The organism is Neorhizobium sp. P12A, assembly GCF_008365395.1.
Taxonomy (GTDB): domain Bacteria; phylum Pseudomonadota; class Alphaproteobacteria; order Rhizobiales; family Rhizobiaceae; genus Rhizobium.
Genome location: NZ_QOVX01000005.1, coordinates 242,393 through 259,016 on the forward strand (window position 1 = coordinate 242,393; position 16,624 = coordinate 259,016).

Consider the following 16,624-nt stretch of genomic DNA (forward strand, 5'->3'; position numbering starts at 1 on the left):
ATGGACATGAACTGGCCAAAGGAAACCTGGCATCCGATCGGCGATGTCGCCGATATTCCGCTGAGGGGCGCGCGCTGCGTGAAGACACCGCAAGGCAAAATTGCGGTCTTCCGGACCGCTGAAAACGAGGTCTTCGCAATCGAGGATCATTGCCCGCACAAGGGCGGGGCGCTTTCGCAGGGCATCGTCCATGCGAAAGCCGTGACCTGCCCGCTGCATAATTGGGTGATCTCGCTCGAAACGGGCAAGGCGCTCGGCGCCGATCACGGCGCGGTCCGCACCATCCCCGTTCGCAACGAGAATGGGGCTCTCTCCATCGCCCTCGGAAGCATAATGATGGCGGCCGAATAATGGAGAAAGAGGTCAGGACAACGTGTCCCTATTGTGGTGTCGGCTGCGGCGTGATCGCCAAGGTCGCCGAGGACGGCACAGTCTCCGTGCAGGGCGATCCCGACCATCCCTCCAACTTCGGAAGGCTCTGCTCGAAGGGTTCGGCGCTCGGCGAAACCATCGATCTCGACGGGCGAGTTCTCCACCCCGAAATAGCGGGGAAACGGGTCGAATGGGACACGGCGCTTGACCTCGTCGCGCAGCGATTTTCGCAGACGATCGTCGAGCACGGACCTGATTCCGTTGCCTTCTATGTCTCCGGCCAATTGCTGACCGAGGACTACTATCTCGCCAACAAGCTAATGAAGGGCTTCATCGGCTCTGCCAACATCGACACCAATTCACGCCTCTGCATGTCCTCCTCCGTCGCCGGCCATCGGCGCGCCTTCGGTTCCGACACGGTGCCAGGAACCTACGAGGATATCGAGCTCGCTGACCTGGTCATCCTTGCGGGCTCCAACCTCGCCTGGTGTCATCCTGTCCTCTACCAGCGGCTGGCTGCTGCCAAGGCAGCGCGTCGGGCCATGAAAATCGTCGTCATCGATCCGCGCCGGACGATGACGGCCGATATTGCGGATATGCATCTGGCGATCCGGCCGGATGGCGATGTCGCGCTCTTTGCGGGGCTGTTTGCGCATCTGATCTCCGAAAACGCGGTCGACCAGAATTATATCGCCGAGCATACGGGTGGCTTTGCGGACGCCTTTGCAGCATCCGCCACGATTTCCTTCAGCGATCTCCTGGATCTCACCGGCCTGCCGGCGATGCAGCTGCGCGAGTTCTATCACCTCTTCGCCACTACAGAGCGGGTCGTCACCTGCTACAGCCAGGGCGTCAACCAGTCGGCGTCAGGGACCGATAAGGTCAACGCCATCATCAACTGTCACCTCGCGACCGGCCGCATTGGCCGGCCGGGCATGGGACCGTTCTCCCTGACGGGCCAGCCAAACGCCATGGGAGGACGCGAGGTTGGCGGGCTTGCCAACATGCTTGCCGCCCATATGGATATCGAAAATCCAGAGCATCGCGACCGTGTCCAGCGCTTCTGGACCGCGCCGAGGATCGCCGAGAAGCCCGGCCTGAAGGCCGTCGACATGTTCAAGGCGGTTGCGGACGGACGCATCAAGGCGATCTGGATCATGGCGACCAACCCCGTCGTCTCCATGCCGGATGCCGATGCCGTCGAGGCGGCGATCAAGGCCTGTCCCTTCGTGGTCGTTTCCGATGTGCTGAAGAACACGGATACGACGCGGCATGCCCATGTCCTACTGCCGTCGCTCGGATGGGGCGAGAAGGACGGAACGGTGACGAACTCGGAGCGGCGGATTTCCCGTCAGCGCGCCTTCCTCGAAACGCCGGGAGAGGCGAGGGCCGATTGGTGGCAGCTGGCGGAAGTCGCCCGCCGCATGGGCTTCTACGCGGGGTTTCAATTCGCCTCCAGCGCCGAGATTTTTAGCGAGCATGCTGCTCTGTCCGCCTTCGAGAATAATGGTGGACGCGATTTCGATATCGGCGCCTATGCCGGCATGGGTTCCAGCAGCTACGATGAGTTTCAGCCTTTCCAGTGGCCGCAGCCCGAGGGCGGCAAGGCGATTGAAACGCGCTTCTTCGCAAAGGGTGGTTTCTACCACGCCGACGGCAAAGCCCGGTTCGTCGCGGTCAATCCAGTCCTCATGGACCGGACCGATCCCAATTACCCCTTCACGCTGAATACCGGGCGGGTTCGCGATCATTGGCATACGATGACGCGCACGGGCAAAAGCGCGCGTCTCTCGTCTCACATCGCCGAGCCTTTTGCCGAACTGCATCCGCGCGATGCGATCGACATCGGCGTCGGCAAGGCGGATCTCGTCGAGATCGAGAGCCCTTATGGCAAGGCGGTCGTCCGCGCCCTAATCACCGAACGACAGGCCCGGGGCAGTATCTTCGTTCCCATGCACTGGAACGATCAGTTTGCCGCCAGGGGACGCATCGATGCACTCGTTGCACCGCGGACAGACCCAATCTCGGGTCAGCCCGCATCGAAGAATGTCGCGGTCACCGCACGACCGTTCAAAGTGGCACGCTACGGCTTCGGGCTCTCGGTCGAACAACCGGCGCCGCTTGATGCCGCCTATTGGGCGATCGCGAAGGCCGATGGTGGATGGCGGATGGAGCTGGCCTTCGATGAGGCGGAAACCGATTGGTGCTCATGGTGCCGCGCGACCTTTGCCATAGCCGAGGACATCGAGCCTCTCGGCTACGCCGATGCGCAGACTGGCGTGACGAGACTTGCCTTCTTTGCCGGCGATCGTTTGCTCGCGGCTCTGTTTCTGGCGCCCGAACCGGTACCGGTTGCCCGCAATTGGACGATCTCGCAGCTTGTCGCCAACCACACGGATATTCGCAAGCGCTTCGCGCTCATCGCCGGGCGACCGGGCGCGGACAAGCCTGATCCGGGCGCAACCGTCTGTTCCTGCTTCGGCGTCGGCGTCAACCAGATCGTCGCCGCCGTTCGTGGAGGTTGCCACAGCGTTGAGGCTGTCGGCAAGCAACTCAACGCGGGCACCAATTGCGGCTCCTGCCGCGCCGAGATCAGGGGGATCATCGATGCATGCCTTACCCAAGCCGCCGAGTGAAGGTTCCTCGCGCATGGAGCCGCTTGCGAAGCTTCCTGTCTTCTGGACGCTAGAGAAAAAGCGCGTGGTCATCGTCGGCGGCTCCGACGCTGCCGCCTGGAAAGCGGAACTGATGTTAGCCTGTGGGGCGCAGGTCGAGGTCTTCACCGAGGAGGCGGGCGATGGTCTTCAAATCCTTCTCACGAGTCCGTTGCGCCACCCCAGCGCCAGCCTTGTCCACCACCGCAGACGCTGGGCGCCGCCCGATCTTGTGAACGCCGAGCTCGCGATCGCGGATTTCGACGAGGACGCCGAAGCCAGGTGCTTCTTCGATGCGGCACGCTCGCTCGGGGTACCGGTGAACGTGATCGACAAGCCGGCCTATTGCCAATTTCAGTTCGGCTCGATCGTCAATCGTTCGCCCGTCGTCGTCGCGATCTCGACGGATGGTGCCGCGCCGATATTGGCGCAGGCGATCCGCCGGAAGATCGAGACGCTGCTGCCGCGCGCCATTCAGTCCTGGGCGCAAATCGCCCGGTCCCTGCGAGACCATGTCAATCGGCAGCTGAAAACGACTTCGGAACGGCGCATTTTCTGGGAGAGGTTTGCAGATGATGCGTTCAGGGATGTGCCCAGTCATGACGCCGAGAAGCAGCTTCTCGAGTCAGCGCGCGGGATAAAGGCCGCTGCCGCGAAAGGCGGCTGCGTGACGCTCGTCGGGGCAGGGCCGGGGGACGCGGAACTCCTGACCCTGAAGGCGGTGCGCGCGCTGCAGGCGGCCGACATCATTCTCTTCGACGATCTGGTATCGGCCGACGTGCTGGAACTCGCTCGCCGCGAGGCAAAACGCATGCTCGTGGGCAAGAGAGGGGGTCGCACCAGCTGCCGGCAGGAGGACATCAACGAGATGATGGTGAAATTCGCCAGGGCAGGCAAACGCGTCGTCCGGCTGAAGTCCGGCGACCCGATGATCTTCGGTCGCGCCGGCGAAGAGATCGCCTGCCTCGAGCGGCAGAATATTCCCGTCGACGTCATTCCGGGCATCACAGCCGCAAGCGCGATGGCAGCGGGTCTCGGCCTGTCGCTCACGCACCGGGACCACGCGCAATCCGTTCGTTATATCACCGGCCACTCGCGCAGCGGCGTCTTGCCCGACGATATGGACTGGCGCTCGATCGCTGATCCGAAGACCACCAATGTGTTCTATATGGGCGGGCGGACGGCATGCCTTATCGCCGAGCGCCTCGTTGAAGCCGGCGCGTCGCCTTCAACACCTGCAGTCATCGTCAGCAATGTCAGTCGTCCTGCCGAACGTCAATGGCACGGAACGCTAGCGAGGCTCGGAGAAGGCATCAACGAGATCGGCTACGATCATCCGGTCCTGATCGCCGTCGGCCGAGCCCTGGCGGAGCGCCAAACCGCAAGAGACGCGATTGACGTCCAAGGCAATTCGACTTCGATGATGGTGGGCGCCTGATGCAGATACACGCCATCGCCCCCGTCCTGCTTATCATTTCGATCGCACTGAGCTGGAACTGCTTCATCGCTATTTTCGACGGCGCAGCATCTGTCGCAAATGCCACGCGGCCACTCCCGATGTTGGCGTCTGCCGTCTGCATCACGTCCCTCGGCCTGGCCTTCAGCGGCGGCACATGGCCGGTTAGTATGCTGGTAGTCGCCACCGGTCTTCTGCTCGGCCGATTTGCACAGGGAACCAATATGCCCCTCGCCGTATCGCTTTCCGCCGCTCTTCTGCTCGCCTACCTGCGATATGGCGCGCCTGGTTTTCAATGAGCAAGAATGTACACCTCCGCACAGATGGTATCTGGACGGTTGTCATGGATCGACGGATCAGTTCCGTTGTTCAAGAGCAGGGTATCGAAAATCCATTCGACGCCTCCTCGCGGCATCGTTCATACCGGTGGCGAGCAGCGATGCCAACGAAACAGGTTGGGAAGCGTTTCCAAATGAGCTATGGCGTCGTTGAGATCAGCTGTGGATCTCTCGTTGAGATTCGAGGTGTGCAGAATTTCATGAAAACGGAAATGAACCGACCGCTCCGTCGTATAGTTCTCGTCGTGGCGCTTTTGAACCTGGCTTACTTCGGGATCGAATTTGCGGTTGCGCTGGCGATAGGGTCCGTATCGCTTTTCGCGGACAGCGTTGATTTCCTCGAAGATGCTTCAATCAATTTGCTCATCGTGGTCGCGCTTGCGTGGACTGCCCGATCGCGTGCCCAAGTGGGCATGCTGCTTGCCCTGATTTTGCTCGTTCCCGGCCTGGCGACTGCCTGGACGGCCTATGAGCGCTTCATGAATCCGGTGCCGCCGCAGCCTCTTGCCCTTGGCCTGGCCGGTTTGGGCGCATTGGCAGTGAATGTCACCTGCGCGCTTTTGCTGACCGCATATCGGCATCATAGCGGAGGTTTGACACGAGCCGCCTTTCTGTCGGCGCGAAATGACGTCTATGCGAACCTTGCAATCATCGCAACCGGCCTCGTCACCGCGTTTGTCTGGCATTCCGTGTGGCCGGATATCGTGGTGGGCCTTGGCATTGCCGCGATGAACGCCGATGCGGCATGGGAGGTCTGGGAGGCCGCGCGTGAGGAACATCGCACGGCCGAAGCGTGAAATTTGCCGATCGGCAGTTCAGCTCTGCTGGCCATCTGCAAGAGTGAGGCCGCGGAGCGGTTCTGCGTGATAACGAGCGTGGAAGGTTTCAGGAGCCCGCATCCAGTTTCCGACATCGATGTTGAGGAAGCGGTCCGGCTCGACGAATTCGTGGCTGTGTTTATCTCCAGCGAGCGTGTGGACGAGATAACCGGTGCGGCGGATGCCATGCAGGGGATGGAGCAAACCGTCGCGATCGATGACGAAGGCCGTTGACGGCGCCCAAATCTGGTCGAGACCCTCCCATGATGCCGTCTTGTAATCGTGGATGTGGCCGCTGCAGATCAGCGCGTTTCCGGCTGACGACAGGGTGTCCTTCAATCGGGCTCGATGCTCGGGATAGAGCGCGCTCTGGGTCATGGCCGTTTCGTCGGGTTGGCGCACGTAGAGCGGCTTGTGTTTGAAGACCATCAGGCGGCGTCCTGCTGCACTCGCGACAACCTCCTCGATCATTGCCTGTTGCTGCGCTTCGCCGTCGAGACCGCTTCCCGGAAGCATCGAGTTGAGGCCGACCAGCCGCCAGTGGCTGCCGATGTCGCGAGACCAAAAATCAGGCCCGAAATACCTGACAAAGGCGTCGCAGCGGGCGGCGGTGATCGCCGTTTCGCCGCCGCGCACGTCAGGCAGACTGTTGCCGATATCGTGATTTCCCGGCGTGAAGAGAACCGGGCCTCGGATACGCTCGAACTGCTGCGCTGCAAAGACAAGCTCGTCTTCAAATTCTGCGCCTTCTATCGACATGTCGCCGGTGCAGACGATGAGATCGTAGGTCTCCGCGTTAAGCAATTCTACGAGCACTTCCCAATTGTGCTGAAAGAAGGGCCGGCGACGACCGAGATGCGGATCGGAAATCTGGATGATGCGGAACTGATCGGCAGTCATTTGCATAGAAAAACTCGTTGCTCGTAGAGAATGATATCAGGCGGCCGGATCGTCGGCCCGCGTGGCTGTGACGACGCGGGTTACGTAGTCGATCGGCAGGATGCCACCGTCGGAGTGAGCATCCATCAGCCGCGCCAGCCTTTCGAGATAAGCGGTTTCGCTGATTGCAGCGATGGCGCGCTGGGTGATCGTCGAGGAAAGGCTGAAGCTGACGAAATCCTTTTCCGAAAGCGTGGTGCGCCATTCGAAATCCTGCGTCATGACCGACGAGACCCCCTCATGCGCAGAGAGTTCTGCGGCAACGTCGAGCGCCCGACACTGCCCCTCAGGAGCAGGAAAGGTGCCTCGGCGATAGTTGCCCACGGTGGATTCATGCAGGTCCTCGTAGGCAGCCAGCCAATCGCTGTCCCACCATCGGCGGATATTCTGAAGGATGACCAGGCGGCCACCCTTTCCGAGGCACCGGAAGGCCTCGGCGTAAAAGACCGGCCGGTCGAACCAGTGGGCTGCGGTGGCGGCCGTAACGATTGCAACCGTTTCATCGTCGAAGGGCAGTTTCTCCGCCGAACCGATCTGGAACGTGACGTTGCCCAGATGACCCGAGGCGGTCTGCGCCATGCGCCGCATGTCTGCGCTCGGCTCGAGGCCGATCACCTCGGCTTGCGGCACGGCACGGGCGAGTTGACGGGTGAAGATGCCGGTGCCAGCTCCCACGTCGACGACAAGGCCGGTCGTTCCGGCGAGATCTGCAATTGATACATCCGGATAGCTCGGGCGTGCTTCGTTGTAGTTGGAAGCCAGCCCCTCATAGGGGCTGGCGGCTGCGTCCTGTGCGGTATTGGTTTCAGTCGAGGTCATGGCAGCAGAGCCTGGACGTCGCGGTTCATGGCAGAGGCAGTCTCCGTGGCGGTCTTTTTGCCCATGACGACCGCTTCGAGATGGTTCTTGATGACGTCGATGATCTTCAGGCCGTTCGGTCCTGGAAATGCGTACCAGCCGGTGAGGATGGGGATCTGCTTGATGCTGGTCTGACAATTTGGCTGCGATGCATAGTAGTCGCCGAGCAGATCGGCCGTCTGGATGGCGATATTGTTGCTCGGCAGGTAGCCGGTGTGGCGTGCCATGATCGTCTGGCCGATCGGACCGGTGGCGAACTTGATGTACTTCCAGACCGCCTTCTGCTTTTCGGCATCCTTCGTCAGCATGACCGCCGCATTGCCGCCGGCCGGCAGCTTGGCGTCGGCTGATGGCAGCGGGAAGGGATAGGTCCGGAACTGGAAATTCTTGCCAATCATCGTCGTTGCCTTGCCGAGATTGGAACTGGAGTCGCCGAAGATGGCAATCTTGCCGGCCGCGAAAGCCGGTCGTGCCTGGGCGGACGGAAGATTGGGCATGCCGGCCTTGGCGAAGCTTTCCAGCGTTTCCAGTGTCTTCATTCCGGCGGGGCTGTCGAGCGTGGCGGTCTTTTCATCGGCGCTCAGCATCTGGCCGCCATAGCTGAAGTCGAGGCTCTGGAACATCCAGTTACCGGTGACGTCCCACTGGAAATAGAAACCCGTCACGCCCTTTGCCGGGTCGTTGAGCTTCTTGCCGAGTGCCACCATGTCCGCCCAATTGGTCGGGAAGTGATCCGGATCGACGCCTGCCGCCTTTACGAGATCCAGATTGACATAGACGAGCGGTGTCGAAACGGCAAAGGGGATGGCGTAGTAGCGATCTTTCAGCGTCCCGATGCGCAACATGCCGGCGTCGTAGCCGAGTTTCTCCGCGCCGCCATCGGCCTCGATGAAACTGTTCAGCGGTACGGCAAGGTTGCGATCGACCAGACTGCGGATCAGATTCTGGCCCTGGAAGACGACATCAGGCAAATCGCCGATCAGCGCGCCGCGGAGCAGGTTCTGTGTCGCGGTCTCATAGCTGTCGGCAGGTGCCAGGAAGCTGATCTTGATGCCGGGATTCTCCGCTTCGAAACGAGTCTTGATTTCCTCGTGGGCCTCGGCGGTGGTGCGGTCATTGGCATAGAGAACATTGATCGTGGTGTCTGCGGCGTGGGCGAACCCGGCCGTCAGGCCGAGCAGACCTGCAAGCGCGATGGATCTGGCAAAGGTTTGCATGAAAAACTCCGTGCTGAATCTATTTGAGTGAAGAGGAAGCGAGCCCTTCGATGAACCACCGCTGGGCGAGAACGAAGGCAAGGAGAAGCGGCAATACGATGACCACTGCGCCGGCCATGAGCGGACCGAAATCATAGCCCGCCTCGACATTTCTGAAGGCGGCTGCGCCCAGCGAGGGCGGCATGAGATCTCTGGTCTTGATGACGATCGATGGCCAGAAGAGGTCGTTCCAGTGGGCGACTACCGAGAAAATCGAAAAGGCGATGAGCGCAGGCACCGCCATCGGCACCATGATGCGCCAGACGATCGCGAATTCGGAAAGACCATCGAGCCGCGCGGCCTGGACGATGTCGTCCGGGATCGACTTGAACGACTGGCGAAACAGGAAGATGCCGAAGGGGGAGACGATGAAAGGCAGGATCAACGCGGCATAGCTGTCGAGAATGCCGAGCTTGTAGCAGAGGATGAAGAGCGGCAGCGCGAGCACCTGATGCGGCAGCAGAAGTCCGATAAGCACCAGGCCGAAAAGCAGGTCGCGGCCAGGAAATTTCAGCTTTGCGAGCGCATAAGCACAGGGCGCGCAGAGGAGGATTTGCAGGACGAGTATGGCGAAGCAGACGAGGCCGCCATTCAGCATGAAGCGTGCCAATGGCGCAGCCTTGAGCGCCTTGCTGTAATTCTCGTAGGCATCCCAATGCTGCGGCAGCAGAGCGAAGGGCGAGCCGAAGATTTCTTCCGGTGGCTTCAGCGAGAGGCTGAGCATCCAGATGAAGGGAACCAGCGCAAAAAGGGTCGTCGGCAACAGGGCCGCATGCCGGCCGAGGCCGCCGAGATAGGAGCGGGAAGGGCTCATGAATAATGCACCCTTCTGTCCATGATGCGGGCCTGGACGAGCGTCAGCGTGACGACAATTGCCAGGAAGACGATGGTGACGGCAGCGCCGTAGCCGGTGCGCAGATAGTTGAAGCCTTCACGATAGAGCGTGTAGAGCAACACGTCCGACGCGTGGTTCGGCCCACCCTGGGTAAGGATTTGGACCGTGTCGAAGACCCTGAAGGCATCAAGGGCGACGACGATCACGACGAACATTGTCGTCGGCCCGAGCATGGGCAATGTCACCGTTCTTAGCCGATCAAGCCAGAGATCGGCGCCGTCGACGCTCGCTGCGTCATAGAGATCCCCAGGGATTGCCTTGAGACCCGCGAGAAACAGCACCATGGCGAAACCGAGATTCTGCCATATGCCGATGACGGCGAGCGACGCGAGCACGGTGTTTTCATTGCGCAGCCAGTTGGCGGTCGGAAGACCAAGGGCAGCGAAGACGTGATTGACCAGCCCGATTGTCGGATGGAGAAGTCCTTCCCAGGAAATCGCTATGGCGGCGAGCATGGCCATGTAGGGAAGGAAGTGCACTGCCCTGTAGAAGGACCGCAGACTCTCGCCGCTCTCGACCAGAATTGCGACCAGCAGGCCGAGAATGACGGTCGCAGGCACAACGATCAACACGTAGACGAACGTGTTTGCGATGGACGTACGAAAATCCGGATCGTCGAATACCGCGCGGAAATTGGCCGATCCGACAAAATTCAGGCTCGTTGCGCCGAACTGCCAGTCGGTAAGGGCAATGCCGAACACGCACAGAACAGGCAGGATGAAGAGCGCGATCAGCGCGAGCGTTGCGGGCCCGGCGAGCATCAAGGCCGCCATCATTTCGTGGAGCGCCACAGCTTTCGCCGCAGCGCTGGAGACGCCGTTTGGCGAAGATTGCTCCTTCACCATAATGTCTGCCGTGACCGTCATCGGACATACCCCCGAACCGTCACGATCTCTGCGCTCGGCCTGAGGCGTCGCCCGGTCTTATCGAAGACCAGCAAGCGGTCAGGCGCGACCGTCATTTCAAGCATCCTGCCAATTGCAGCCTCCGATGTCTGTTCCACCGGCAGGCGTGCGATGAGCGGCTCTTCGAGGCCTTCGGCGTCAAGATGCACGAAGAGGTCGGAACCGAGATGTTCGACAAGGCGGACGCGTCCGCGAAAGGCATCCTTACCGTCGCGAGCGCCGAGCTGGAACGCTTCGGGCCTGATACCAAGCGTCAGCGCCGTTCCCGCTGGCTGGCCGACTATCAGCGGCAACGCCATGCCAGCGGCCTCGACCCGACCACGCTCGCGGACAACTGCCGTCAGCATGTTGATCTTCGGCGAGCCGACGAATTCCGCAACGCGCCGATCTGTCGGATCGGCATAGATGTCCTGCGGCTTGCCCACCTGCAGCAGCTCGCCGTCGAGCATGACAGCCACACGGTCGGACAGCGTCATGGCTTCTGCCTGGTCATGCGTGACGTAGACGAAGGTGACGCCGAGCCGTTTATGCAGTTCCTTGATTTCAGTGCGCATCTGGACGCGCAGCTTGGCATCCAGATTCGAGAGCGGCTCGTCCATCAGGAAGACAGTGGGATCACGGACCATCGCACGCCCGACCGCCACTCTCTGTCGTTGCCCGCCGGAGAGTTGCCCGGGTTTGCGACCGAGGAGATGGCCGATGCCGAGCGCATTGGCAGTGGTGGCAACGGCAGCATCGATCTCGGCGCCGGTCCGACTTGTACCGGGAAGAAAACGACCGATGAGCGGCAGGCGTTGCCCAGCCGAAAGGCGTCTCATCCTGAGCGGCAACGCCATGTTGGCAGCGACCGTCATGTGCGGATAAAGCGCATAGGACTGGAAGACCATGGCCACGTCGCGGGCGCGAGGGCGCAGGCCATCGACGTTCCTGCCGCCGATGGAAAGGCTTCCGCCATCCTGGACGTCCAGCCCGGCGATAATCCTCAAAAGCGTCGACTTTCCGCAGCCGCTCGGCCCGAGCAGCGTCAGGAATTCGCCATGCGCAATGTCGAGCGAGACGTCGCGAAGCACTGGCGTCAGGCCATAGTTCTTCGTCAGATTGGATAGACTCAGTTCGGCCATGTCGCGATTGTCCGCAGCTCACTCAAAATTGTCTTTGACAGAAATCTGTCTAGACAGATTTTGTTTCAGCTTCGTGACAATGGCCTGCTAGATACCAGCGGCAAATTGAATGGTTTCGGGTGGCGTCCGGTCGCCATAATATGACGGCGAGTCGACCAGAGAATGACGGGTGCAGGAATGGCAGCGGAACAGGTGCGGCATGACGGGCGAGACGGGCCGCTATGGAAACAGATCGAGGCGGCTCTCTTACAACAGGTGAAGGACGGGCGTTTCAAGGGAAACGGCCGGCTTCCATCGGAGTTCGATCTCGCCGAGGAATTCGGCGTCAATCGGCATACGGCGCGCCAAGCGATCGCAGCTCTGGTGCAGCGGGGCCTGCTGTTCAAGCGGAAGGGCGGCGGCTCCTATGTCGTTCCGGAGATGCTGGACTATGAAATCGGCGAGCGGACGCGCTTTAGCACCAATGTCGCAGCACAGGGCCGCGAACCGGCCCACACGCTCATCGTCGTCGACGAACGGCCGGCCCACGGCAAGGCGGCCGAGACGCTGAACATGGCCGAAGGCGACCTCGCCGTTTTTATCTCATTGATCGGCGAAGCCGACGACATCCCGATTTCCGTGGCCGAGACCTATCTTTCCGCCGAGCGGTTTCCGGGTTTCGGGGAGAGATACCGGGAAAATTACTCGATGACCAAGGCTTTGGCGCACTACGGCGTGACCGATTACCGACGCGACGTAACGCGCTGCACTGCCAGGATGCCATCGCCGGAGGATGTGAAACATCTGAAACAGTCGGATTCATCGCCGGTGTTGTTCGTGGAGAGCGTCGACATCGATCTGGAAGGACGGCCGATCGTCTACCACGAAACCCGCTACGCAGGAGAGCGGGTGCAGTTTGTCATCCGGCGCGGCGATCTGTGAGCGGCGACAGTATAAGAAAAATCGGCGGTCGACATGAGTGGCGATCGGCCGGATGGAGTGTGGCGTGACGTCAGAGACTTTTCCCGCGGATATTGAAACGACCGGGGATCGGCCGGACATAGCCCTGATGTTCCGCGAGGCCACCTTATTGGCGGCCAATGGTCGATATGACGAGGCGAAGCAGGGTTACCTGGCGATCCTTGCCGTGGATATCAATCATTTTGGAGCCCTCAACGACCTCGGCAATCTTCTCGAGAAGACCGATTTTCGCAGCGCCGCGCGTCTTGCCTATGCTGAAGCAGTGAGGCGGCACCCGGACAATGTCATCGGCCGTGTCAACTATGCCAATTCCCTGATCGCAAATGGTGAATACACCGAGGCGGGCGCCGAACTCGAAGTCGCGCTTCGTCTCGCTCCCGATCATCCCGACGTCCATCGCAGCATGGCCCATCTCCTGCAGAATCTCGGTGATTGGGAAGCTGCTGAAGACCATCGGCAGAAAAGCTATCGGCCCGCCGAGCTGACCTTTCAGCCCTATCGAGGCGAAGGTGTGCCGTGCCAGGTGCTCGTTCTGGTGTCGGCCGTCGGCGGAAATATCCCGACGCGCTTCGTGCTCAGCGACAAGCTGTTCGCGGTCTCTATGCTTGTCGTCGAAGGCTTCGACACGGCAACACCGCTTCCGCCGCATCAGGTCATCTTCAACGCCATCGGCGATGCCGACATCTGTCAGGCCGCACTCGATGCGGCCGACCGCGTCCTGGCTTTGGGTAAAGCCCCCGTTGTCAATCCGCCGGATCGCGTTCGTGGGACGGACCGAATTTCCAATGCCAACCGCGTGAGGAACCTGCCGCATGTCAGGGCACCCCGCATGGTGCTGGTCAAACACGCTCAGGTGCCGGAACAGGCTGAAATCTTCGGCTATCCCCTGCTGCTGCGCAGCCCAGGCTATCACACTGGACGATACTTCCGAAAAGTTGACTGCGGCGCCGATCTGGATGCGGCTCTCGCCGAGCTGCCGGGCGAACATCTGCTGGCGATCGAGTATCTCGATGCCCGAGACGCGGAAGGGCAGGCGCGCAAATACCGGGTGATGATGATCGGCGGCGAACTCGTCCCGCTGCATCTGGCGATTTCACGCGACTGGATGGTGCACTATTTCACCGCTGACATGGCCAAGCATCAGCGTTACCGCGACGAAGAGGCAGCCTTTCTCGCCGATATGCCGGCGGCGATCGGACAAGGGGCAATGGAGGCTCTGGAGAGCATACAGACCACTCTTGGCCTTGACTACGGCGGCATAGACTTTGCGATCGACCAGAATGGCGATCTGCTCTTCTTCGAAGCCAATGCCACCATGATCATCATGCCGCCACCGGATGAACCGATCTGGGATTACCGACGAGCACCGATCGCGCGCGCCATTGCTGCGGCCAGTAGCATGATTGCCGATAAAGCTTAGAGCGTTGCCCGCTGTTATTCAGCGGGCGCCCGGGCATCCTGTTGCCGAGCTGCCGAAACCAGCCGGCGCTGCGCGCGGATCGCGTTCCATTGCTGGTCGATGAGTACGCCGATCAGGATGACGCCGCCCATGACGGCAAAGTTGAGCGACGAAGGAATGCCGAGCAGGTTGACGAGGTTCTGCAGTTCCTGCAGCAGAACCGTACCGAGGATGACGCCAATCAGCGAGCCTTCGCCGCCGCGCAGCGAAAATCCGCCGAGCACGGCCGCGGCGATCGCATAGAGTTCGTAGAATTGAGCGTGGCTCGCCGGCGAGATCGAGCGGGTGTACATGGCAAAAAAGATGGCCGAGAGCGCCGTCAGCACACCGCAGATGATATAGGCGATCGTCACCATCTTTCCGGTGCGGATACCGGAATATTTGGCAGCCTCCTCGTTCTTGCCAATGGCATAGAGATAGCGGCCGAAGACGGAGCGATGCAGCACGACCCACATAACAATCGCGATGATCAGCAGCGCAATAAATGTGTTGGGAATGCCGTATGGCCGGCCGGCGGTCAGGAATTCCAAAGAAGGGAAATTCTGGCCGAAGGCGAAGCCGGCGGTGCCATCAGCTGTGTAGAACCGCGCAGCACCGCGATAGATCAGCAGGCCGCACAGCGTCACGACGAAGGGCTGAAGATTGAGCCGGGTAATGAGCCAGCCGTGGATCGCGCCGAGCACGCCGCCAAGCGCGAGGATAACCACAAGCGCCAGCGCCCACGGCATGTTCTGATTGGCGACGAAATCGATGAACAGCACGCCGAGCAGGGCCACCATCGAGCCGACGGAGAGTTCGATGCCGCCGGTGATGATGACGAAGGCCTGGCCGATCGACAATATCCCGAAAAGGCCGATGAGGTTCGACGTGTTGGCAAGGTTGATCGGCAGCAGAAAGCGCGGATTGATGAGCGTCACGACGATGCCGACGACGATGATCAACAGGAGCAGTCCCAAATCTTTCTTACTCATCGGATATCCATTCGATTTGGCCGCGGCCGTTAGTGTATCGCTTTGCCGACGGCCAGCAGAAGCACGTTCTCCTGGCTGAAGTCGTCCTTATCCAGAATGCCTGATATCTGCCCCTCATGCATAACCGCGATGCGATCGGAGACGCCGATGACCTCCTCCATGTCGCTGGAGATCATCAGGATCGCCACGCCAACATCCGCGAGATTGCGCATCAGCGTATAGATCTCGCTCTTGGCGCCGATGTCGATACCCCGTGTGGGTTCATCGAAGATCATAACCTTGGGGTTCATCGCCAGCCATTTTGCCAAAACGACCTTTTGCTGATTGCCGCCCGAGAGCGTGCCGGTGCGGGTTCCGACCGAGGGTGCCTTGATGGAGAGCCGCTTGCGCTGGACTTCGGCGGCCGCAGTCTCCCGCTCCGAAGACACGAGGAACCGGCTGGCATGAGCGGGAAGGTTGGGCAGGGAGATGTTCTGGGCGATCGGCAGATCGAGAAGAATGCCGCTGAGCTTGCGATCCTCGGGCACGAGGAAGATGCCGGATGCGACCGCCTTTGTCGCCGAGGTCAGCTTTATGTCCTTTCCGTCCATTTCAGTCGTGCCGCCGTAGCTCCTGTCGATGCCGAAGAGCACGCGGGCAAGCTCCGTCCGGCCCGATCCGACGAGGCCGGCGAGGCCCAGAATTTCACCATATCTGATGTCAAGATTGACCGAATGGCCGGGATAGGCCGCGGTCCTGAGGCCGGAGATCTTCAGCGCCGTCTTGCCCGGTGCTCGGCTCGCCTCCACATTGCGCGCCGCGAGCGCGCGGCCGATCATAAGCTTGACCATGCGGTCGTGGTTGATGTCGCTCTTTTGCAGCGTGCCGACGAGATTGCCGTCACGAAGCACAAGAACGCGGTCGGCGACGCGCTCGATTTCATGCAGCCGATGGGAGATGAAGATGACGCTGATGCCCTCGGCTTTCAGCGCATCGATGACGGCCAGCAATTTTTCCGTCTCGGCCAGCGGCAGGCTGGAGGTGGGTTCGTCGAGAATGACAAGGCGCGCATTGATGGAGAGCGCCTTGGCGATCTCGACCATCTGTTGCTGGGCAAGCGATAGCGATGCGACCGGCGTATCGGCCGAGAAATTCGCGCCAACGCGCTTCAGCAAAGGGGCGACCAGTTGGCGCAGGCGGGCGCGATCGACGAGCTTCAGCGGCCCTGCACGCAACGGCTCGCGGCCGAGAAAGATATTGGCTGCAACATCCAGATTTTCGAAAAGATTGAGCTCCTGGTGAACGAAGGCGATCCCCGAACCCAGGCTGCTTTCGACCGTCAGCGCGGCGTGCTCCGCACCGTCGATCGTGATTTTTCCCCGATCCGGCTTCACGACGCCACCGAGGATCTTCATCAGAGTCGATTTGCCGGCGCCGTTCTCGCCGACGAGGCCGATCACTTCGCCGGGACTGATCTCCATGGAAAAGCCGTCGAGCGCGACCACGCCCGGATAGGTCTTGCCGACCCCGGAAAGGCTGAGGAACGGCGATGCAGCTTCGGCCGAAGCCAAGGTATCGGAAAGTTCGTTCATGACGGATCCACAGCCTGCAGGGCTATCGGCACGATCTGGGCACCTGGCGGC

The 16,624-nt window shown here is 60.9% G+C and carries 15 protein-coding genes; 7 read left to right on the forward strand and 8 right to left on the reverse strand.

Annotation, left to right across the window (positions count from 1 at the left end; genetic code table 11):
- The 5 genes from nirD (at position 1) to DTW90_RS17440 (ending at position 5,617) form a co-directional block, all read left to right on the forward strand.
- Positions 1-351 carry a nitrite reductase small subunit NirD gene (gene nirD / locus DTW90_RS17420; protein ID WP_132522891.1) on the forward strand — a complete coding sequence of 117 codons (351 nt, stop codon included), beginning with the start codon at positions 1-3 and terminating at the stop codon, positions 349-351.
- Positions 351-3,008: a nitrate reductase gene (locus DTW90_RS17425; protein WP_149339780.1), complete on the forward strand. Its 2,658-nt coding sequence runs from the start codon at positions 351-353 to the stop codon at positions 3,006-3,008. Before nirD ends, DTW90_RS17425 begins: the two co-directional genes overlap by 1 nt.
- Positions 2,980-4,464 (forward strand): siroheme synthase CysG, encoded by a 1,485-nt coding sequence (gene cysG / locus DTW90_RS17430; protein ID WP_149339782.1) that lies wholly within the window; start codon positions 2,980-2,982, stop codon positions 4,462-4,464. Before DTW90_RS17425 ends, cysG begins: the two co-directional genes overlap by 29 nt.
- Positions 4,464-4,781, forward strand: coding sequence for a hypothetical protein (locus tag DTW90_RS17435; RefSeq protein WP_132522887.1), 318 nt, complete (start codon positions 4,464-4,466; stop codon positions 4,779-4,781). The genes cysG and DTW90_RS17435 overlap by 1 nt, the downstream gene beginning before the upstream one ends.
- A 251-nt stretch (positions 4,782-5,032) precedes the next feature.
- Positions 5,033-5,617 (forward strand): cation transporter, encoded by a 585-nt coding sequence (locus tag DTW90_RS17440; RefSeq protein ID WP_132522885.1) that lies wholly within the window; start codon positions 5,033-5,035, stop codon positions 5,615-5,617.
- A gap of 18 nt (positions 5,618-5,635) precedes the next feature.
- Here the strand turns inward: DTW90_RS17440 and DTW90_RS17445 are convergent, their stop codons facing one another.
- From DTW90_RS17445 to DTW90_RS17470, 6 genes are read right to left on the reverse strand one after another with little or no spacing between them, the layout of a single operon-like run.
- Positions 5,636-6,544 (reverse strand): metallophosphoesterase, encoded by a 909-nt coding sequence (locus DTW90_RS17445; protein WP_132522883.1) that lies wholly within the window; start codon positions 6,542-6,544, stop codon positions 5,636-5,638.
- 30 nt (positions 6,545-6,574) lie between these two features.
- On the reverse strand, positions 6,575-7,396 hold the full coding sequence (locus DTW90_RS17450) for a class I SAM-dependent methyltransferase (protein WP_132522881.1): 822 nt from the start codon (positions 7,394-7,396) through the stop codon (positions 6,575-6,577).
- Positions 7,393-8,652 carry an ABC transporter substrate-binding protein gene (locus tag DTW90_RS17455; protein ID WP_149339784.1) on the reverse strand — a complete coding sequence of 420 codons (1,260 nt, stop codon included), beginning with the start codon at positions 8,650-8,652 and terminating at the stop codon, positions 7,393-7,395. The genes DTW90_RS17450 and DTW90_RS17455 overlap by 4 nt, the downstream gene beginning before the upstream one ends.
- A 19-nt stretch (positions 8,653-8,671) precedes the next feature.
- Positions 8,672-9,505 carry a carbohydrate ABC transporter permease gene (locus tag DTW90_RS17460; RefSeq protein WP_132522877.1) on the reverse strand — a complete coding sequence of 278 codons (834 nt, stop codon included), beginning with the start codon at positions 9,503-9,505 and terminating at the stop codon, positions 8,672-8,674.
- Positions 9,502-10,452: a sugar ABC transporter permease gene (locus DTW90_RS17465; protein ID WP_246664963.1), complete on the reverse strand. Its 951-nt coding sequence runs from the start codon at positions 10,450-10,452 to the stop codon at positions 9,502-9,504. Before DTW90_RS17465 ends, DTW90_RS17460 begins: the two co-directional genes overlap by 4 nt.
- Positions 10,449-11,612 carry an ABC transporter ATP-binding protein gene (locus DTW90_RS17470; protein ID WP_132522875.1) on the reverse strand — a complete coding sequence of 388 codons (1,164 nt, stop codon included), beginning with the start codon at positions 11,610-11,612 and terminating at the stop codon, positions 10,449-10,451. Before DTW90_RS17470 ends, DTW90_RS17465 begins: the two co-directional genes overlap by 4 nt.
- Positions 11,613-11,789: 177 nt before the next feature.
- Here DTW90_RS17470 and phnF point away from each other — a divergent pair, with 177 nt between their 5' ends.
- Together phnF and DTW90_RS17480 are read left to right on the forward strand one after the other, a co-directional pair.
- The gene (gene phnF / locus DTW90_RS17475) at positions 11,790-12,533 is read left to right on the forward strand and encodes a phosphonate metabolism transcriptional regulator PhnF (RefSeq protein ID WP_165927812.1); all 744 of its coding nucleotides are present in this window, start codon (positions 11,790-11,792) and stop codon (positions 12,531-12,533) included.
- 64 nt (positions 12,534-12,597) lie between these two features.
- Entirely contained in the window at positions 12,598-13,992 is a 1,395-nt protein-coding gene (locus tag DTW90_RS17480; RefSeq protein ID WP_188079964.1) for a tetratricopeptide repeat protein, read from the forward strand.
- 14 nt (positions 13,993-14,006) lie between these two features.
- Here DTW90_RS17480 and DTW90_RS17485 read toward each other — a convergent pair whose 3' ends face one another.
- Both DTW90_RS17485 and DTW90_RS17490 read right to left on the reverse strand, forming a co-directional pair.
- Positions 14,007-15,002, reverse strand: a complete 996-nt coding sequence (locus tag DTW90_RS17485; RefSeq protein WP_149339788.1) for an ABC transporter permease — start codon at positions 15,000-15,002, stop codon at positions 14,007-14,009.
- A gap of 29 nt (positions 15,003-15,031) precedes the next feature.
- Complete coding sequence (locus DTW90_RS17490; RefSeq protein WP_132522867.1) at positions 15,032-16,573, reverse strand: sugar ABC transporter ATP-binding protein; 1,542 nt, start codon at positions 16,571-16,573, stop codon at positions 15,032-15,034.
- Positions 16,574-16,624: the final 51 nt, after the last annotated feature.

What these genes read in the sequence shown, in the direction of transcription:
- DTW90_RS17455 (WP_149339784.1), bottom strand. Translation starts at nt 8,652, where the DNA reads ATGCAAACCTTTGCCAGATCCATCGCGCTTGCAGGTCTGCTCGGCCTG.
- DTW90_RS17460 (WP_132522877.1), bottom strand. Translation starts at nt 9,505, where the DNA reads ATGAGCCCTTCCCGCTCCTATCTCGGCGGCCTCGGCCGGCATGCGGCC.
- DTW90_RS17440 (WP_132522885.1), top strand. Translation starts at nt 5,033, where the DNA reads ATGAACCGACCGCTCCGTCGTATAGTTCTCGTCGTGGCGCTTTTGAAC.
- DTW90_RS17445 (WP_132522883.1), bottom strand. Translation starts at nt 6,544, where the DNA reads ATGCAAATGACTGCCGATCAGTTCCGCATCATCCAGATTTCCGATCCG.
- nirD (WP_132522891.1), top strand. Translation starts at nt 1, where the DNA reads ATGGACATGAACTGGCCAAAGGAAACCTGGCATCCGATCGGCGATGTC.
- DTW90_RS17435 (WP_132522887.1), top strand. Translation starts at nt 4,464, where the DNA reads ATGCAGATACACGCCATCGCCCCCGTCCTGCTTATCATTTCGATCGCA.
- phnF (WP_165927812.1), top strand. Translation starts at nt 11,790, where the DNA reads ATGGCAGCGGAACAGGTGCGGCATGACGGGCGAGACGGGCCGCTATGG.
- DTW90_RS17470 (WP_132522875.1), bottom strand. Translation starts at nt 11,612, where the DNA reads ATGGCCGAACTGAGTCTATCCAATCTGACGAAGAACTATGGCCTGACG.
- DTW90_RS17450 (WP_132522881.1), bottom strand. Translation starts at nt 7,396, where the DNA reads ATGACCTCGACTGAAACCAATACCGCACAGGACGCAGCCGCCAGCCCC.
- DTW90_RS17425 (WP_149339780.1), top strand. Translation starts at nt 351, where the DNA reads ATGGAGAAAGAGGTCAGGACAACGTGTCCCTATTGTGGTGTCGGCTGC.
- cysG (WP_149339782.1), top strand. Translation starts at nt 2,980, where the DNA reads ATGCATGCCTTACCCAAGCCGCCGAGTGAAGGTTCCTCGCGCATGGAG.
- DTW90_RS17485 (WP_149339788.1), bottom strand. Translation starts at nt 15,002, where the DNA reads ATGAGTAAGAAAGATTTGGGACTGCTCCTGTTGATCATCGTCGTCGGC.
- DTW90_RS17465 (WP_246664963.1), bottom strand. Translation starts at nt 10,452, where the DNA reads ATGACGGTCACGGCAGACATTATGGTGAAGGAGCAATCTTCGCCAAAC.
- DTW90_RS17490 (WP_132522867.1), bottom strand. Translation starts at nt 16,573, where the DNA reads ATGAACGAACTTTCCGATACCTTGGCTTCGGCCGAAGCTGCATCGCCG.